At 56.6% G+C, this 15,700-nt stretch carries 15 protein-coding genes and 4 tRNA genes; 4 read left to right on the top strand and 15 right to left on the bottom strand.

The window, feature by feature from the left end; all coding sequences use genetic code 11:
- Positions 1-16: 16 nt before the first annotated feature.
- From C5F53_RS06665 to C5F53_RS06640, 6 genes are all read right to left on the bottom strand, one after another.
- Positions 17-829: an NYN domain-containing protein gene (locus tag C5F53_RS06665; RefSeq protein WP_105260584.1), complete on the bottom strand. Its 813-nt coding sequence runs from the start codon at positions 827-829 to the stop codon at positions 17-19.
- A gap of 121 nt (positions 830-950) precedes the next feature.
- On the bottom strand, positions 951-1,838 hold the full coding sequence (locus C5F53_RS06660; protein WP_105260960.1) for a hydrolase or metal-binding protein: 888 nt from the start codon (positions 1,836-1,838) through the stop codon (positions 951-953).
- Between the two features lie 128 nt (positions 1,839-1,966).
- Positions 1,967-2,977, bottom strand: a complete 1,011-nt coding sequence (locus C5F53_RS06655) for a YqaJ viral recombinase family protein (RefSeq protein ID WP_105260583.1) — start codon at positions 2,975-2,977, stop codon at positions 1,967-1,969.
- Between the two features lie 45 nt (positions 2,978-3,022).
- Positions 3,023-3,991, bottom strand: a complete 969-nt coding sequence (locus C5F53_RS06650; RefSeq protein ID WP_105260582.1) for a DUF932 domain-containing protein — start codon at positions 3,989-3,991, stop codon at positions 3,023-3,025.
- Positions 3,992-4,116: 125 nt separating this feature from the next.
- Positions 4,117-4,446: a hypothetical protein gene (locus C5F53_RS06645; protein WP_105260959.1), complete on the bottom strand. Its 330-nt coding sequence runs from the start codon at positions 4,444-4,446 to the stop codon at positions 4,117-4,119.
- A gap of 651 nt (positions 4,447-5,097) precedes the next feature.
- A complete protein-coding gene (locus C5F53_RS06640) occupies positions 5,098-5,943 on the bottom strand; it encodes a helix-turn-helix domain-containing protein (protein ID WP_236635279.1) in 846 nt (281 codons plus the stop codon).
- A gap of 101 nt (positions 5,944-6,044) precedes the next feature.
- Between C5F53_RS06640 and C5F53_RS06635 the strand changes: the two genes are divergently transcribed.
- Entirely contained in the window at positions 6,045-6,428 is a 384-nt protein-coding gene (locus C5F53_RS06635; RefSeq protein ID WP_105260581.1) for a DUF4345 family protein, read from the top strand.
- Here the strand turns inward: C5F53_RS06635 and C5F53_RS20235 are convergent.
- Positions 6,425-6,613: a hypothetical protein gene (locus tag C5F53_RS20235; protein WP_161499895.1), complete on the bottom strand. Its 189-nt coding sequence runs from the start codon at positions 6,611-6,613 to the stop codon at positions 6,425-6,427. The genes C5F53_RS06635 and C5F53_RS20235 overlap by 4 nt on opposite strands.
- 159 nt (positions 6,614-6,772) lie before the next feature.
- On the opposite strand from C5F53_RS20235, the gene C5F53_RS06630 reads away from it, so the two are divergent.
- From C5F53_RS06630 to C5F53_RS06620, 3 genes are read left to right on the top strand one after another with little or no spacing between them, the layout of a single operon-like run.
- The gene (locus C5F53_RS06630; protein WP_236635278.1) at positions 6,773-7,018 is read left to right on the top strand and encodes a helix-turn-helix domain-containing protein; all 246 of its coding nucleotides are present in this window, start codon (positions 6,773-6,775) and stop codon (positions 7,016-7,018) included.
- Between the two features lie 20 nt (positions 7,019-7,038).
- Positions 7,039-7,578 carry a Clp protease N-terminal domain-containing protein gene (locus tag C5F53_RS06625; RefSeq protein ID WP_105260956.1) on the top strand — a complete coding sequence of 180 codons (540 nt, stop codon included), beginning with the start codon at positions 7,039-7,041 and terminating at the stop codon, positions 7,576-7,578.
- Between the two features lie 20 nt (positions 7,579-7,598).
- On the top strand, positions 7,599-8,642 hold the full coding sequence (locus tag C5F53_RS06620) for a serine hydrolase (RefSeq protein WP_105260580.1): 1,044 nt from the start codon (positions 7,599-7,601) through the stop codon (positions 8,640-8,642).
- 439 nt (positions 8,643-9,081) lie between these two features.
- Here the strand turns inward: C5F53_RS06620 and C5F53_RS06615 are convergent, their stop codons facing one another.
- The 8 genes from C5F53_RS06615 to clpP all read right to left on the bottom strand — a co-directional run bounded on the left by C5F53_RS06615 (position 9,082) and on the right by clpP (position 15,598).
- Positions 9,082-10,296 (bottom strand): integrase arm-type DNA-binding domain-containing protein, encoded by a 1,215-nt coding sequence (locus tag C5F53_RS06615; RefSeq protein WP_105260955.1) that lies wholly within the window; start codon positions 10,294-10,296, stop codon positions 9,082-9,084.
- A 178-nt stretch (positions 10,297-10,474) separates the two neighbouring features.
- Positions 10,475-10,567: transfer RNA gene (locus tag C5F53_RS06610), tRNA-Leu, on the bottom strand.
- A gap of 71 nt (positions 10,568-10,638) precedes the next feature.
- Positions 10,639-10,712 (bottom strand) — tRNA-Cys (locus C5F53_RS06605).
- A 44-nt stretch (positions 10,713-10,756) separates the two neighbouring features.
- Positions 10,757-10,832, bottom strand: a tRNA-Gly gene (locus tag C5F53_RS06600).
- A 42-nt stretch (positions 10,833-10,874) separates the two neighbouring features.
- A tRNA-Gly gene (locus C5F53_RS06595) sits at positions 10,875-10,950 on the bottom strand.
- Between the two features lie 67 nt (positions 10,951-11,017).
- On the bottom strand, positions 11,018-13,459 hold the full coding sequence (gene lon / locus C5F53_RS06590; protein WP_105260579.1) for an endopeptidase La: 2,442 nt from the start codon (positions 13,457-13,459) through the stop codon (positions 11,018-11,020).
- A gap of 143 nt (positions 13,460-13,602) precedes the next feature.
- Positions 13,603-14,868: an ATP-dependent Clp protease ATP-binding subunit ClpX gene (gene clpX, locus C5F53_RS06585; protein ID WP_105260578.1), complete on the bottom strand. Its 1,266-nt coding sequence runs from the start codon at positions 14,866-14,868 to the stop codon at positions 13,603-13,605.
- 100 nt (positions 14,869-14,968) lie between these two features.
- Positions 14,969-15,598, bottom strand: coding sequence for an ATP-dependent Clp endopeptidase proteolytic subunit ClpP (gene clpP / locus C5F53_RS06580; protein WP_255413700.1), 630 nt, complete (start codon positions 15,596-15,598; stop codon positions 14,969-14,971).
- Positions 15,599-15,700: the final 102 nt, after the last annotated feature.

The following is a 15,700-nucleotide window of genomic DNA, read 5'->3' as shown; positions in this document are numbered from 1 at the left end:
GTCTTAGCTTTCCTATTCAGGTAGCTGGAACAATGAATCGCACCTTATTGGGCTTGCCCGCCGGCATCACTTCAAAGTGATTTGGAAACTTTTTAAACAGCTTGGTGGAAGTCGCGCTCTTTGCCAGTAGCTTCTGGTCATGCAACAGTTTCGCCACCTCAGCCAAGGGCTGCCATTCACCAGTTTTTAGATTGGGGACTGCAGCGAAGATGCTCGATACAGACAGCTCAACATGTGCCGCCGCTGCGGCCTTCTTGGCAGGAGCCTTCTTAGCCACAACTTTCTTTGCAATCGGTGCAGGAGTTGAAGTTGCCTTTTTAGCCGCTGGTGCTTTTTCTGCCGCCTTCTTAACAGAGGGTCGAGCAGGCGCCACCACCGGAGGTTTGCTCTCTGCGATCTTTGGACTTTCTCCCAGGTTGCCCCCGACGTATAGCACCTGGTCATAGGCAGCCACCGCGTCTTGCGCCATCTTGCTCCGTTCTGTGACACAGATGACCTTGATGCCCTTCTCACGGAGCCGCACCACCAAAGGTAAGAAATCCAGATCCCCCGACCCGATCACGATCTGCGCAGGCCTGGGTGATGTGCATGCCAACTCCATGACGTCCACAGCCAAGGACAGATCTGTCGTGTTCTTCGGTAGCGAGAGATTTGCAAAGGGACGAATGGCCCATGTGCGCAGCGCGTCTGCAAGACCTTTCAGGTTTTCTGCGCTGCCATAGGCCCTTCGAATCGCGATGGAGCCTACTGTCTTTTCAAGTCCGTGGAATGCCTCATCAATCCAAGCAGGCGATGAGAAGTTATCCGCATCAATCAGAAACGCAATCATTTTTCGTTCTCCCTTTGTCCCACTGTACCCCAGTACCTGGGCGAAAACACCCCCCTCCCATGCCAGTCGCCCAGTGGCACGGAAGCAGTGCCCTGGGAGGGATCTGCTTCACCCAAAGTACTCAACTGAGCTTGCTGGCTAGCTTGTCTGAGAGGCTTGTCGCTCCGCCCGAAGCGGCGCCTGGAATTTCAGCTCCACCCTCCGCCGGTGGATAGAACTCCTCCACCACAGCCCCACCCTCCTCCGCAGACTCTTCAAACGCACCAGCTGCAAAGCCTAGGCGCGCCGCATCATCCAGGCCTTGCTGGTCTATCCCCGCAGCCTGGCGAGCTTCATCCAACCGCCTAGCCTCTGTCACTGCCTCAGCCATCCCCATCCCCGCCCGGATGGTCAGATCCACGTAGTAGATCGGAGCCCGGTGTGACTGGGTGGTGGACTTCCCCCGCAGTTTGAGCTCCATGGGGAGCGTTGCCAGCCGTCCACCGGAGATGGCATGGAAGTACTTCAACCGTGCTACCAAGGTGCGGATGGAGTTGTGGCCCGTGGTACGGAAGATGAACGAACCCAGCTCATCCTCATCCCCAATCAACACACTCAGGCGGCCATAGGGCTTGCACAGCCCTCCCTGCCCCATCTGACAACCATCCGGTCCTGGGCATGACAGCTCTTGGATACCGTCAACTGTTGAGCGTTTGCAATGCTCCCCATTGCCCACACACAGTGGCCGCCCAGTCTGGCGATCAAAGTAGTGGTAGCTGGCCCGCAGGTTCAGGTCTGGATCATTGAACATGACGCGCACCGGAATGGAGCGCAGTTTGTTGTTGGCATTGCCGTCTTTTCGGAGGCTTTGGTTCAGCGGGTGCAACATCCAGCCGTCTTTGGTCTGGACTTGGGTGGTAATGGTGAATTCGTCGTCTTTTTCAGGGAGTCGACGTCCGCCTTTCTCGACAACTTTTCCGATGGAGATGCGTCCCACGATGGGGGGTGTAATGGCCAATCCTTTGAGCATGATCGTTTCGTCCTTGTAGGTGAGCAAAAAAATAAGCCCCACTCCGGTCCATCCGGGGTGGGGCTTGTGGGGTTGAAGTAAAAAGTTTGTTGCAGGTCTGGGTTGCCTGGGTTGTCTGGATAGCTCCATCAGTCCTTGGCCAGATTGACCAAGAACCGCCGGCTGCCAGGCCTAGGGATGGCATAAGTCTCTTGGTAGTCCGGGTGGTCAGCCAGGATTTTGGGGAGGTCGATGTCCACCCCGTCCTTGCTGCGTCTCCAGGTGACATCGCCGGTTTCAAACACCGCTTTGGAGGCGTCCCCCATCCGTTGCTGGATACGCTGTTTGAGCAGCGCTTCCAGCTTGGTTTGGGTATCCAGGGTCTGTCGAACTGCCACCAGGTCAGAGAAGGTGGCTGACATTTCCAGATCCTGGCTGAAGTCCACGGTTGATCCGACATCGTTGGGGTACAGACGCCGAAGCGCCTGGTCCGCAGAGTCAGATCCATCCACCGGTGGTGCCACATCCGACTGGACATAGCCCCAGAAGACTTCTTCCAGCTGGATCAGGCGTTCTATCAACAGGTCGTCCCGCTTGATGCGGTGGATCTGCAATTCCTGGCCTCCGATCAGGACTGCGACGTCGGCTGCCCGTTTGCCGGTGACTGCAAGTTGATGTTGTACTTGCAAAACCACGTATTCCGGGACACCGTCTTTCCAGAGACGGGCACCTTGGACACCAGCTGTTTTGCACTCCAGGATCTGGACTTCGGGCACGCCCACCACTTCGCGGTCCAGGTTGGCAAGCATCCAGCCGTGGTCTGGGTGCTGCAGGACAGCGTTGACCTTGCGGACACGGTTGCCCGTGCGCTTGACATAGGACGCGGCAACAATGGGCTCCAACAGAGTGCCCCAGTAGACCGGGGTGGACTCATCATTGACGTCGATGGGCGCAAAGAGGTCATCACGACCGGTTTTCTCCATCCAGAGGGCGAGCTGTGACTTGTAGGGGTTCAGGCCCACGGCAGCTGCTGCATCGGAGCTACCGATCCCGTTTCTGCGAACTGAGAGCCAGTCTTCGCGGCTGAGGTCGTTGGTTTTTACCAGCTTGAGGGCTGGGCGTGGCCGGGCCTCCCGGTCCAGGGCTAGTGCTTTGGACATGGGTTTCCTTTAGGTTGGGGGAATGAAGAAGGTTTGGAGCTACGGTCAGGCCACCAGCTGCATGGCGTGGTCGAGGGCACGTGCTTTGAGGGCAGCACCTTGGCCAAACCAGGCCGAGTCCAGGCGGTAGTCCGTGCTTCTTGCGCGGCGTTCGTGGTCCACGTACTCGGTGACCGCATTGAGCAGTCCCCAAGCAGTACCAGCAGCAGAGTCCAGCGTTGCACCCTTCCCTGCGCCGTCGTAAAGCTCCTGCACCCGCTTCAATGCCCGTTCATTGACCAAACCGCCTTTGGTGTTGGCGGGCTGGTCGGTATGGCACAGGACATTCAAAAAGTAGTTGAGAGATTCGTGGGACTTCACTTTGCGCTCGGAGAGGGTTTTCATGCGATACATAAAACCATCCCAATGCGATACGGCGATACCCAGTTGCTTCTTGACGGCCTGACCATCGAAGCTGGTGCTGTGGGGGACCTTAACGGCACTGGCGGCACCGTTGAGGGCGACCGTCAGGGTGTTGTTGCAGACGACGCGAATAGAAGTCAGGGTTGCGGTGGTGGCCAGAGTGCCATCGCAGCTGGTAGCCAAGAGGATGTAGCCGTTGACCTTGTCTTTGCCTTTTAGGGTGCTTTCTTTACCGGTCTTGGCCAGGGCCCAGAACTTCTTACCTGCCTTCAAAACACCTGCTGTTTCTAGCTCAAAGCCGGAGATTTCTGTCAGGTCACGGTAGAACTCAAGTACGGTTCGTGGCTGCACCACAACATATCTATCAGACACCACAGACAGCGGGGCTTTGGTGTCGCTGCGGTAGAGAACCTTTTGGTCATCGAAGGACATGATGCTGCCCAGGCTGCCTGCTTGCTCGGTCATGTAGCGCACGGGGCTTGAGCAGATCTGCCAGTCCATGCCGGCTTCTTTGGCCCAGACATCAATCGACTGCTTGGGTGGGAGTGCGTTGCCCAGGGAATGCCATGGGGTTTGGCCGACGTAGGCCATGGTTTGAACTTGGTGTGCCATGAGGGGTTCCTTGTGAATGAGGGGGAATGGGGAATGGCTTCGTGAATGAAGCCGGGGAAACGGATAAGCAGACCGATCAATGGACTGCTACTGCTGGAATGCGCTGAAGCTAGGTAGTTGGCGGTTTATTCGGGGGCGCTGAAGACGTGCTCGCAAACCACACACTCCAGGTTGTCCAGCACACGCTGATCCAGTACTGAGCCGATCTTGGCGCCAGCCACTCCGCCCGTGGCAGCGCCAACCAGGCCACCTACCAAAGCGCCGGCCACACAGCCCAGGGCGATGACTGCGGGGCCCCCCATCAAACCAACGGTCATACCGACACGGGCACCAGTAACGGCACTGGTCCAGCCGGTGACGCCGCCTGCGATGACACCAGTAGCGCCACCGACTTTTTTACCGAGGTCTCGGGTGGTGATTCGGGTGGAACCACATTGAGGGCATTGAATACACATGGGGATGCTTTCGTAAATGAAGGAATGACAGACGCACGCCTCCCTGCCATCCCCATAAAGGACAGGCATGGAAAAGTGCGGCACAAAGCCCAGAGCCGCTCAACGAGGTGTTGAGCGGTCTGGTGTGACTACAGCGGGAAATAGAGGGAGATCAGACCCACAGAATGTGGAGCTGGGGTTCAGGCACCTGGATAGGGCTGAATGGGATAGATGGTCAGGCTTGCGGCCTGGTGGTGGTTATTCCCTGCTGGAGGTCAGGGGAAGTATGTGTGGCTGAGTTTTTTTAGGAGGGGGAAAGCGGCGGAGGTCGACCCAAAGCGGAATTCCAAGGGTATCAATCGACTGCCATAAAGCCGACATTGACTATCGTTTGCGGACATTACTGGTGGCCAACTGGAAAGCAGCGAAAACGGTCAAAAAAACTAACTATCGACAATATTGCATTGTCGATAGTCAGCCGCAAATTCGCTGGCGACCATTTCATGTGCTGTATGTCCTGCTGGGACGTTTTGAGGTGCTTCATCGGCGGCATCCGAGGAGATTTCAGGACATGCTGAGAAGGCTCGCGTATCTAAGAGCACATGCTGCGAATGATAGTGGTGTCGGCTGTCTCCACCAACACGGCCGTGGCCGGCCAGGTCTAGCGTCACGCTACTGAATGCCGTGGCCCTGGAAATCGGACTGGGCTCTCCAGATGGTTTCCAGCGCCGAGCGCGTTGCCGCATCCGCAGGGTAAAGGACTTCGAGAGTGAGTTCTGAGAGCGAGACTTCAAGTGGCGTACCGAACATGGTCACTGTGTTGATCAGCGTCAACGGCCCCCAGGGCGTAGCAAGTCGCAGCGGCATAACCAGGGCGCTGTGGCCACTTGGCTCATCATCCGTGTCTGAATGTCCGGCCAATCCCTGCAGTTCATGTAGCAGACGGATAAGCACGGGATCGGCGGTTAAGTCAATCTGACGGGCAAGGCGCGTGAAGATGTAGGAACGCCACTGCGGAAGATTCAGGATCTGCGGAGCGAGTCCCTCAGGATCAAGCGCGAGCCGGAATGCGTTAATGGGCGCATGAAGTAGTCGTGGAGCGACCTGCCCCAAAAGCACCTCAGTCATGCGATTTCTGGCGATCATATTCCAGTGGCGGTCGACAGTGAATGCGGGAGACGGCTCGCTGGCCCGAAGCACCGAATCAACAACTTCCCTGGCGGCAGCCAGTGAGGGATCCTCCCAAGGTCGCTCAGGGAACATCGGTGCGAACCCCCCCGCCATCAGAAGCAGGTTGGTATCTCGCAACGAGAGCTCCAAGTGCCGTGCGAGGCGCATAAGCATGACGCGACTGGGCTCGGCCTTGTCGCTCTCAAGACAACTGAGGTGACGTGTCGACACCTGTGCCTGAGAAGCAAGCTCTAACTGGGTTTGTCCGCGGGCATGGCGCCAGTCGCGCAGCATCTCCCCAGCGGTGCGCCTCAACGGTTGCCCTACGCTTGCATTGTTGCTCGACACACACATTCCTTTATGTTCGAAGTTTGACCTTCTAGGTCATCGACATCATGTCCGGGACCATTCAGCATTCGCCCCTTATCTAACTCATCTTTGGAGAATATATGATTTACAGCGATTTGCTACGGCAGGTGCTGCTTGCGTCGACGGCGTTAATCTTCGTTGCTTTCGCAGGCTGGGCTCTACTGAAGCCGGACTCCCTGGCAAAAGTTCTTGGCTATCAGCTATCTTTGCCGAATGGAGCCAGCGAGTTTGGAGCCATTTATGTGGGAGTGTTCCTGGCCCAGGCACTGCTGTTTGCATTCGCGCTGTTCCGAGTACATGACGCCATCATCGGAGACATCTGCGCCGTATTCCTGTTGGCGCAACCTCTTGGGAGGATCATGCCAATGATCGCGCACGGCGCGCCTAATGGAATGCTCAAAGCGCTGGTTTTGCTTGAAATTTTTGGGGCGGTTGCTTTGCTCAGTGTCCGCCCGCTGCCCTAGGCCAGAAACAGTACGCGGCGCGATCCTTCAAGAAACCACGCCGGTGTCGGCGTGGTGTTGAAACTGATACCGCGCACCGCCTTCTTCGGCCGCTTGTGGCTGGGCTGCACCATGGTCGATGCCGTAGTCTCGCACCTGTTCCTGACCGGTGACTCGTCCATATACGCAACGTATTTCGCGCGCATCGAGTGGCTCCAGCGAGATCAACTTGCGTCGCCTCGCGGCGCGACGACCTCTTCAAGGGCATAGAGGTAACTACAGAAACGATGCCGTCGGTGATACCGGCGGTTGAATTCCAGCGCTGAGACTTTGAAACACGCAATACTGGCGCCGCTCGTCAGTAAATGTTGACGGATTCTCTTTCGTCAGCTATTGTTGACGATATGAACCTGACGCAGCACCTGCCAAACCCAAGTGACATTCCTACAGCCCTTGCGGCGGTGGTCGCACTTCGTCAAGTAGCCGATCAATACGAAGCGCGCGTTGTCACGTTGGCACTGCAGCGTGGCTGGTCTTGGTCTCAAATCGCTGAAGCCTTGGGTGTGTCAAAGCAGGCCGCCCATCGAAGGCTTTCTTACTTGAAAGACTGACTCACCTCAAAAGGATGAAAATGTTAACCGCCCTCAAAAACAAGCTTAATGACGTTGGTACGCTCTCCGCCCTGTGCAAGGAGGCTGAGCGAGTCGCACGTGCCCACGGCAACCAGACGCCAGGGTCTGAGCATTTCCTACTAGCCTCTCTTTCCTTACCAGACGGAACTGCCCGGAGAGCGCTCGCCAGCCTTGGTGCGGCCCCCCAGGCGTTTGAGGAGGCCATACGCTCCCAGTTTGTCGACGCTCTTCGTCATGCAGGGATGGAGGCAGCACCGGATGCCGGACTTCACCTCCCAGATAGCCCCCGCGTCCCCGCTGCTTCAAAACTGTACCGCGCGGCGCCGTCTGGACAAACGATTGTTCAGCGTCTTGCTTCAACCGCTGAGGCCCGCAAGGCTCGCCCGCTTCTGGCTGCAGATGTTCTTCTCGCCGCCGCCGAGGAAGAGTTCTCAATTGCAGCTCGTGCATTGGGCGTGCTTGGCATCAAACCACAGCAACTAATTCGCGCGGCCCGTCAGGAGATTGCGCTCCATGAACAAGGGCAAGGCACGGATTGACCAGAAATGGAGCCGATCGCATGAGCCTGCAATCCGAACTCGACCGCATAGTCGACAGCGAATACGGGCGCGGCGATGCTCACGAGGTTGCGCTTGGTGTCATGGAAGCCGAAACCTGGACCCATGCTTGCAGGGGCAATTGGCAAGGGCAGCCGGTCGGGCCGGAAACCCCGTTTCTGATCGCATCGACCTCAAAGCTGCTGGTCACCGCCATGCTCCTGCAGCTTGTCGGAGAAGGACATCTTGCCCTGGACGATCCGCTTGGACGATTCTTTGCCCCGGGCGAACTCGATGGTTTGCACGTCTTTAAGGGGGCGGACTTCACTGAACGCATAACGCTGCGCCATTTGCTCACACACACCTCTGGTTTGCCCGACTATTTCGAAGGAAAGCGTCGCGACGGATCGACGCTGGCCGCCAGTCTCTTTGCGGGCCGCGACCAGGCCTTTGGTCTGGCAGAGGTGCTGGCATGGACACGCGACGAAATGCACCCATCCTTTCCCCCAGGCACGGGCATGAAAGCCCTCTATTCGGACACGAACTTCTTTTTTTTGACTGAGGTCATTGCGCGTTCGAGGGGGCAGGACATCGACGAAGCGCTGGCCACCTGCATCGCGCATCCGCTAGGCTTGAAGTGCACTGCCTTCTACAAGCGAGGAATGGGCGCGCTACCGTTGCGCTACGGCGCAGGGGTGGTCGAGATCCCCTTCGCGCTTTCGTCGATGCCCGGCGACGGAGGGGCGGTGTCCTGCCTTGGAGATCTGGCCCGCTTCACTTCTGCATTCTTCAACGGTGGATTGTTCTCACGAGCGATGCTGGAAGAGTTTGCACCCTGGAGACGGATATTCTTTCCGCTGCAGGCGGGCACCGGCGTATTGCGCTTTGCCGTCCCACGGTGGCTCCCTCCGTTTCGTCAGGGGCTAGAGTTCATTGGACATTCGGGCATTACCGGCACGCTGGCCTTTTCCTGCCCCTCGCGCGGACGGATCATCGTGGCCACGGTCAATCAGCTCCAGGGCCGCTCCCGCCCCTACAGGATGATGATCAGAGCCGCGTTGGCGTGACGACCGAGGCCGGGTTGCGGTGCGCCAGGTACACAGGAGAGTAAATCACTTTAGAAATCAATAGGCGCGGTTTGTTATGGTCAGCGGCCTGAGGGTGCCTGCTAGCCAGGTGCAAAGGTCAACTGACGAGCAAGCAATTCGCGATCAGCAACGCCGCGCTTAACGGCCACAGGATGAAGGCGTTCAACTGAATCATTCAGTCGGTCCCGACGCTCTGCGTGCTCGCCAGTTCGATGAATGCGCGTCTTTTTGCCGCCGGCTTGCGGTTGCGCTGGCCACGCCGCCACACAACCCCGATCCAGTTATGAGTCGCCCTCAAAATTCGCGTACCTGAAAGCAGTCACTGGCGGATGACCGCACTTGGCCCTAAGCAGAAGCCTCTTTACGCATGAAGCTTAAATAGGACGCCGCTACATCTTTGATGTGAACTATTCCCCCGTCACACTTTGACTGTGGCAACCATACCTTCCAACCGGAGCTTATCCAGATAGTCAGCCCATCTCTGCATCATTTCTCGTCGTGCCGGCAGGTGCGCAGTCCTGTTGTACGCACGGCCATTCGCATCTTTCACAGCGTGCGCCAATTGATGCTCAATCAAGTCAACCCTTTCGTTCAGAACTTCATCCATGATCGTACGTGCCATGGCACGAAAACCATGAGCCGTGTGAACGTCTTGAGCGTAGCCCATCCCGCGCAATGCGGCGTTTATAGTGTTTTCAGACATCGGACGCTCTCCACTCCTCAGACCTGGAAAGACGAACTTTCCTCGCCCCGTTATTTGATTGAGATCTCGCAAAATTGCTTGAGCCTGTAAAGACAACGGAACAAGATGATCAGCGCCCATTTTCATTTTCTTAGCCGGAATCCTCCATTCCGAAGCCTCAAAGTCGAATTCTGACCATTCAGCCATACGCAGCTCTCCAGGGCGGACGAACAACAATGGAGACAACTTCAATGCTGCAACCGTGCAGTGGTGCCCCTGGTAGTCAAAGATTGATCGCAGCAATTGGCCAGCCAGTTTGGGATCTGTAATCGCCGCAAAATTGCCGGGCTTATGCTTGGCCAAAGCACCTTTGAGATCCTGCGTAACGTCCCGTTCTGCAAACCCACATGCAACCGCGTAACGAAAAACTTGGCCGCAAACTTGTTTCACGCGCTGCGTGCTGTCCAACGCTCCCCGGCCTTCCATATGACGAAGGGCTGCCAACACGTCGCGCGGGCCAACGTCTGAAATTGGGATCTTTCCGATATACGGAAAAATGTCCTTCTCCAACCAGTTCGTGACTTTTAGGTGAGTGCTAGCCATGCGATCACCTTGGCTTTTCTTCAACCACTCTTGAGCAACCAATTCGAATGTGTTGCCTGAGGAAATGACCTTGAGTGCTTTTGCCTCCCTCTTGGCTGCGCTTGGATCTACTCCCTGTGCGAGCAACTTTCGTGCTGTTTCTCGGTGCTTCCTGGCCTCTGCCAGTGTCACTTCAGGGTAAACGCCCAACGAAAGCGTTTTCTGCTTGTCTGCGAACCTATATGCCATTCGCCAGTACTTTCCACTGGCACTAATGTGCAAGTACATCCCTCCACCATCTGCGTGTTTATCCCCTGACGGTCGTCCCGAGTACTTGGTGTTTCGAACAAAAGTGTCCGTTAATGGCATGCGCCCCCCCTTGTGTTGGTATCTAGATTGTTGGTAGATGCCTGATACCAACAAAGATACCAACAAATTCATAGGAACTGATGGTATCGCCTGGAACCTCTTCGGACAACAAAAAACCCGCTGCAGCTATAGACTACGCGGGTTTTAGTATGATTTCGTACGAAATAAAACAAGAAAATGGTGCCCGAGACCGGAATCGAACCGGTACGCCCGTTATTCACGAAGCGGCGGATTTTAAGTCCGATGTGTCTACCTATTTCACCACTCGGGCACGTGGGTCTATTGTCAAACAAAAACGCCCCGCCAACCGAGGCCGACGAGGCATTTGTGACCAGATCAATCTGGAGGCGCGGTCCGGAGTCGAACCGGACTAACCGGATTTGCAATCCGGGGCATAACCGCTTTGCTACCGCGCCACTTTGAATAAAAAAATGGAAGTCAAGACTTCCATTTTTTGAATTGGAGCGGGAAAAGAGGCTCGAACTCTCGACCTATACCTTGGCAAGGTATCGCTCTACCAACTGAGCTATTCCCGCATGAACTGACACTGTACTAGAAACGACACTCCAGTACGAAATTGGAGCGGGAAAAGAGGCTCGAACTCTCGACCTATACCTTGGCAAGGTATCGCTCTACCAACTGAGCTATTCCCGCGTTTCAAGCCTCGAATTATAGCCTACTTTTTTAGCCTAAGTCCACTCCGACTCAAAAATGCCAGCACTTAGTGTTTGACGGACTCATCCAATTGCACGGCAGGCGCAATGGCAGCCACTGCCGTCGCGGGCAGCACCTCTTCGTCCGCAAGGGGAATGGGATGGCTTTCCAGCGCCAGCTCCAACACCTGGTCAATCCAGCGCACCGGCACAATCTCGAGACCGTTCTTCACGTTCTCAGGAATGTCCTGCAGGTCCTTGGCGTTCTGCTCAGGAATCAACACAGTCTTGATGCCGCCACGCAGCGCGGCCAACAACTTTTCCTTCAAGCCACCGATTTCCGTGATCTCACCGCGCAGGGTAATTTCACCAGTCATCGCCACATCGCCACGCACAGGAATGCCGGTTAATGCGGACACAAACGCAGTTGCCATCGCAGCACCGGCGCTGGGACCATCTTTGGGGGTCGCACCATCGGGCACGTGGATGTGGATGTCTTTCTTCTCAAACACCTCGTCCTTGATGCCCAAGCGGCGTGAACGGCTGCGCACCACCGTACGTGCAGCCTCCACAGACTCCTTCATCACATCGCCCAAAGAACCGGTACGCGTGATGATGCCCTTGCCAGGTGTTAATGCGGCTTCAATGGTCAGCAAATCACCACCGACTTCCGTCCATGCCAGGCCGACGACTTGGCCAACCTGGTTCTGTTCTTCAGCGCGACCATAGGTGTACTTGCGCACACCCAAAAAGTCGTTGAGGTTGTCTACGGTCACCACCACCTGCGGCGTCAGCTTTTTGAGCAACAGGCCCTTGACCACTTTACGACAGATTTTGGAGAGTTCACGCTCCAGCGAACGCACACCGGCTTCCCGCGTGTAGTAACGCACGATGTCGCGCACCGCGTCTTCCGACACGGCCAGCTCGGAAGCCTTTACACCATTGTTTTTCATCTGCTTGGGCAGCAGGTAGGTGATAGCAATGTTCGTCTTCTCGTCTTCGGTGTAACCCGAGAGGCGAATCACTTCCATACGGTCCAACAGGGCCGGAGGAATGTTCATAGAGTTGCTGGTGGCCACAAACATCACATCGCTCAGGTCGTAGTCCACCTCCACGTAGTGGTCGCCAAACTTGTTGTTTTGCTCGGGGTCCAACACTTCCAGCAGCGCGCTGCTAGGGTCACCCCGGAAGTCCGTGCCCAGTTTGTCAATTTCGTCCAGCAGGAACAGTGGATTACGGGTGCCAACCTTGGACAAGCTTTGCAGGACCTTGCCAGGCATCGCGCCGATATAGGTACGGCGGTGGCCACGGATCTCGGCCTCGTCCCGCATGCCACCCAGGGCCATGCGCACGTACTTGCGTCCTGTGGCCTTGGCAATGGACTGCCCTAGGGACGTCTTACCCACGCCAGGAGGGCCTACCAGGCACAGGATGGGCGCCTTGACCTTGTCCACGCGTTGTTGCACTGCAAGGTATTCCAGGATGCGGTCCTTGACCTTGTCCAAGCCGTAGTGGTCTTCATTCAGCACATTCTCGGCATTCACAAGGTTGTGCTTGATCTTGGTTTTGGTCGTCCAGGGCAAGCCGGTCAACACCTCGATGTAGTTGCGCACCACGGTGGCTTCGGCCGACATGGGCGACATCAGCTTGAGCTTCTTGAGCTCGGCCTCGGCTTTCTTCAAAGCCTCTTTGGGCATCTTGGCGGCCTTGATCTTTTTCTCGATCTCTTCGATGTCCGCACCGTCTTCGCCCTCGCCCAGTTCCTTCTGGATGGCTTTGACCTGCTCATTCAAATAGAAATCGCGCTGGTTCTTCTCCATCTGGCGCTTCACGCGGCCACGGATCTTCTTGTCGACATTGAGAATGTCAACTTCGCGTTCGATTTGCTCGAACAGGTTTTCCAGGCGGTCTTTCACCTGCGGCAGGCTCAGCACGGTTTGTTTGCTGTCCAGCTTCAGAGGCAAGTGCGCCGCAATGGTGTCGGCCAAGCGGCCGGCATCGTCGATGCTAGAAATGGAGGTCAGGATTTCAGGCGGAATCTTTTTGTTGAGTTTGACGTATTGGTCAAACTGCTGCATCACCGCCCGACGCAGGGCCTCCACTTCGCTAGCGGCCTTGCGGGCTGCATCGCTGCTCTCGTCGGGAGCTTCAATCGGCGTGACATTGGCGGTGAAGTGCTGCTCCCCTTCCACAATCTCGTTCACAGTCGCACGCTGGTGCCCTTCCACCAACACCTTCACGGTGCCATCGGGCAATTTCAGCATCTGCAGAATGGTGGACACGCAACCCACATCAAACATGTCAGACACCACAGGATCGTCTTTGGCAGCCGCCTTCTGGGCTACCAGCATGATACGGCGGTCGGCTTCCATCGCGGCTTCCAGCGCCTTGATGCTCTTGGGACGGCCCACAAACAGGGGGATCACCATGTGGGGGAAAACGACCACGTCACGCAGGGGCAACAGTGGCAAGTCAATGGGGGTAGCAGGCAGGGGTGTGTGGCCAGACATGGGAAACCTTTTCGTTACCTGTTGAATATGGACCGAGTTGCCTGAAATTCAAGCGCACTGCCATTATGGGTGGCAACTTCGCCTGCGATTTCAGGTGTACTCTCCCAAAAGCCCTGTTAATTGGACCCTTGGGCGGAAATGCATTACGCCTTCTTGGCCGACTCGCGGTAAACCAGCAATGGGGGCTTGTTTTCTTCGATGGTGGACTCGTCCACCACCACTTTTTCCACGTTGCCCGCATTGGGCAACTCGTACATGGTGTCAATCAGCGACTGCTCCAGAATGGAACGCAGCCCACGTGCACCAGTCTTGCGTGCCAGAGCGCGCTTGGCAATCGCCTTGAGGCCAGCAGGGCGGATTTCCAGCTCAGCGCCTTCCATGGCCAACAGCTTGGCGTATTGCTTGACCAGCGCATTCTTGGGCTCGGTCAGGATTTGCACCAGCGCATCTTCAGTCAGCTCGGCCAGGGTCGCCACCACCGGCATACGGCCAACCAGTTCGGGAATCAAACCGAACTTGATCAGATCTTCCGGCTCCACTTCCTTGAACACCTCGGTCAAGGCGCGCTGCTGCTTGCTCTTGACGGCAGCACCAAAGCCAATCCCCGAAGACTCGGTACGGCGTTCAATGACCTTTTCCAGGCCCGCGAACGCACCACCGCAAATGAACAAGATGTTAGTCGTGTCGATCTGCACAAAGTCCTGGTTGGGGTGCTTGCGCCCGCCCTGGGGCGGCACGCTGGCCATGGTGCCTTCGATGAGCTTGAGCAAGGCCTGCTGCACACCCTCGCCTGACACGTCACGCGTGATGGATGGGTTGTCGGACTTGCGCGAAATCTTGTCAATTTCGTCGATGTAGACAATGCCGCGCTGGGCGCGCTCCACATCGTAGTTGCAGCTTTGCAGCAGCTTGAGAACGATGTTCTCCACGTCTTCGCCCACATAACCGGCTTCGGTCAGCGTGGTGGCATCGGCCATCACAAACGGCACATCGAGCATCCGCGCCAGCGTCTGGGCCAGCAGGGTTTTGCCGGAACCGGTGGGGCCAATCAACAAGATATTGCTCTTGGCCAACTCCACGTCGTCCTTCTTGGCTTTTTCCTTGTGTTTGAGGCGCTTGTAGTGGTTGTACACCGCCACTGCCAGCGTACGCTTGGCGGGCTCCTGGCCAATCACATAGTTGTCCAGATTGGCCTTGATGTCAGCGGGGGTGGGCAGGTCGCTGCGCGCGTCCTTGCCTTCGGTCGTGGCGGGCAGTTCGTCGCGGATGATCTCGTTGCAGAGTTCGATGCACTCATCGCACACAAACACCGATGGGCCGGCGATCAGCTTTTTGACCTCGTGCTGGCTCTTGCCGCAGAAAGAGCAGTACAAGGTTTTTTCGCCGGTTGCGCCTTTTTTCTCGGCCATGTGAAGTCTGCCTTTTTCGCTAAGTTAAGCAATGATAACCAAATAAAAACGGTGCCTTTCCAGCAGAAAGACACCGTTGGGAGGGCTAAAAGCCGCTCAATCAGGGGCGCTTGGCGATCACCTGGTCCACCAAGCCATACTCTTTGGCTTCGTCGGCAGACAGGTAGTAATCACGTTCGGTGTCGCGCTCGATCTTCTCCAGCGGTTGGCCCGTGCGCTCTGCCAGGATCTTGTTGAGCTGCTCGCGGGTCTTCAGAATTTCGCGAGCATGAATCTCAATCTCGGTGGCTTGGCCTTGTGTACCACCCAAAGGCTGGTGAATCATGACCTTGGAGTTGGGCAGCGAGAAACGCTTGCCTTTGGCGCCTGCAGCCAGCAGGAATGCGCCCATGCTGGCGGCCATGCCGGTACACAGCGTGGAGACATCGGGCTTGATGAAGTTCATGGTGTCGTAAATCGCCATGCCCGCACTGACCGAACCACCGGGGGAGTTGATGTAGAACGAGATGTCCTTGTCAGGATTTTCGCTCTCCAGGAAGAGCAGCTGCGCCACCACCAGGTTGGCGGTCTGGTCGTTCACCGGGCCGACCAGGAAGATCACGCGCTCCTTGAGCAGACGTGAATAGATGTCGTAGGAGCGCTCACCGCGGCCCGACTGCTCGATGACCATGGGAACCATGCCCAATGCCTGCGTTTCCATTGCGCCGGACATTCCATATTTCACGTTCATAAGCTCTCCAAATTGAATGGTGTAACTGTACCGAAAAAACCTGACCCTCCATGCAAATGGGGCTTGACCGCCGGACTGCAAGTCCCGCGCAAGCCCCATTTC

Origin of the sequence: Rhodoferax sp. TS-BS-61-7 (genome assembly GCF_002943465.1) — a bacterium.
Taxonomy (GTDB): Bacteria; Pseudomonadota; Gammaproteobacteria; order Burkholderiales; family Burkholderiaceae_C; genus Allorhodoferax.
Note: the sequence above shows the minus strand (reverse complement) of the source record. Positions and strands in the feature narration are given on the sequence as shown.

Coding starts and splice junctions, on each gene's coding strand:
- C5F53_RS06625 (WP_105260956.1), top strand. CDS start 7,039: ATGTTAACCGCCCTCAAAAACAAGCTTAATGACGTTGGTACGCTCTCC.
- C5F53_RS06665 (WP_105260584.1), bottom strand. CDS start 829: ATGATTGCGTTTCTGATTGATGCGGATAACTTCTCATCGCCTGCTTGG.
- C5F53_RS06645 (WP_105260959.1), bottom strand. CDS start 4,446: ATGTGTATTCAATGCCCTCAATGTGGTTCCACCCGAATCACCACCCGA.
- clpX (WP_105260578.1), bottom strand. CDS start 14,868: ATGGCCGAGAAAAAAGGCGCAACCGGCGAAAAAACCTTGTACTGCTCT.
- clpP (WP_255413700.1), bottom strand. CDS start 15,598: ATGAACGTGAAATATGGAATGTCCGGCGCAATGGAAACGCAGGCATTG.
- C5F53_RS06620 (WP_105260580.1), top strand. CDS start 7,599: ATGAGCCTGCAATCCGAACTCGACCGCATAGTCGACAGCGAATACGGG.
- C5F53_RS06615 (WP_105260955.1), bottom strand. CDS start 10,296: ATGCCATTAACGGACACTTTTGTTCGAAACACCAAGTACTCGGGACGA.
- lon (WP_105260579.1), bottom strand. CDS start 13,459: ATGTCTGGCCACACACCCCTGCCTGCTACCCCCATTGACTTGCCACTG.
- C5F53_RS06660 (WP_105260960.1), bottom strand. CDS start 1,838: ATGCTCAAAGGATTGGCCATTACACCCCCCATCGTGGGACGCATCTCC.
- C5F53_RS06650 (WP_105260582.1), bottom strand. CDS start 3,991: ATGGCACACCAAGTTCAAACCATGGCCTACGTCGGCCAAACCCCATGG.
- C5F53_RS20235 (WP_161499895.1), bottom strand. CDS start 6,613: ATGCGCGCGAAATACGTTGCGTATATGGACGAGTCACCGGTCAGGAAC.
- C5F53_RS06655 (WP_105260583.1), bottom strand. CDS start 2,977: ATGTCCAAAGCACTAGCCCTGGACCGGGAGGCCCGGCCACGCCCAGCC.
- C5F53_RS06630 (WP_236635278.1), top strand. CDS start 6,773: ATGTTGACGGATTCTCTTTCGTCAGCTATTGTTGACGATATGAACCTG.
- C5F53_RS06635 (WP_105260581.1), top strand. CDS start 6,045: ATGATTTACAGCGATTTGCTACGGCAGGTGCTGCTTGCGTCGACGGCG.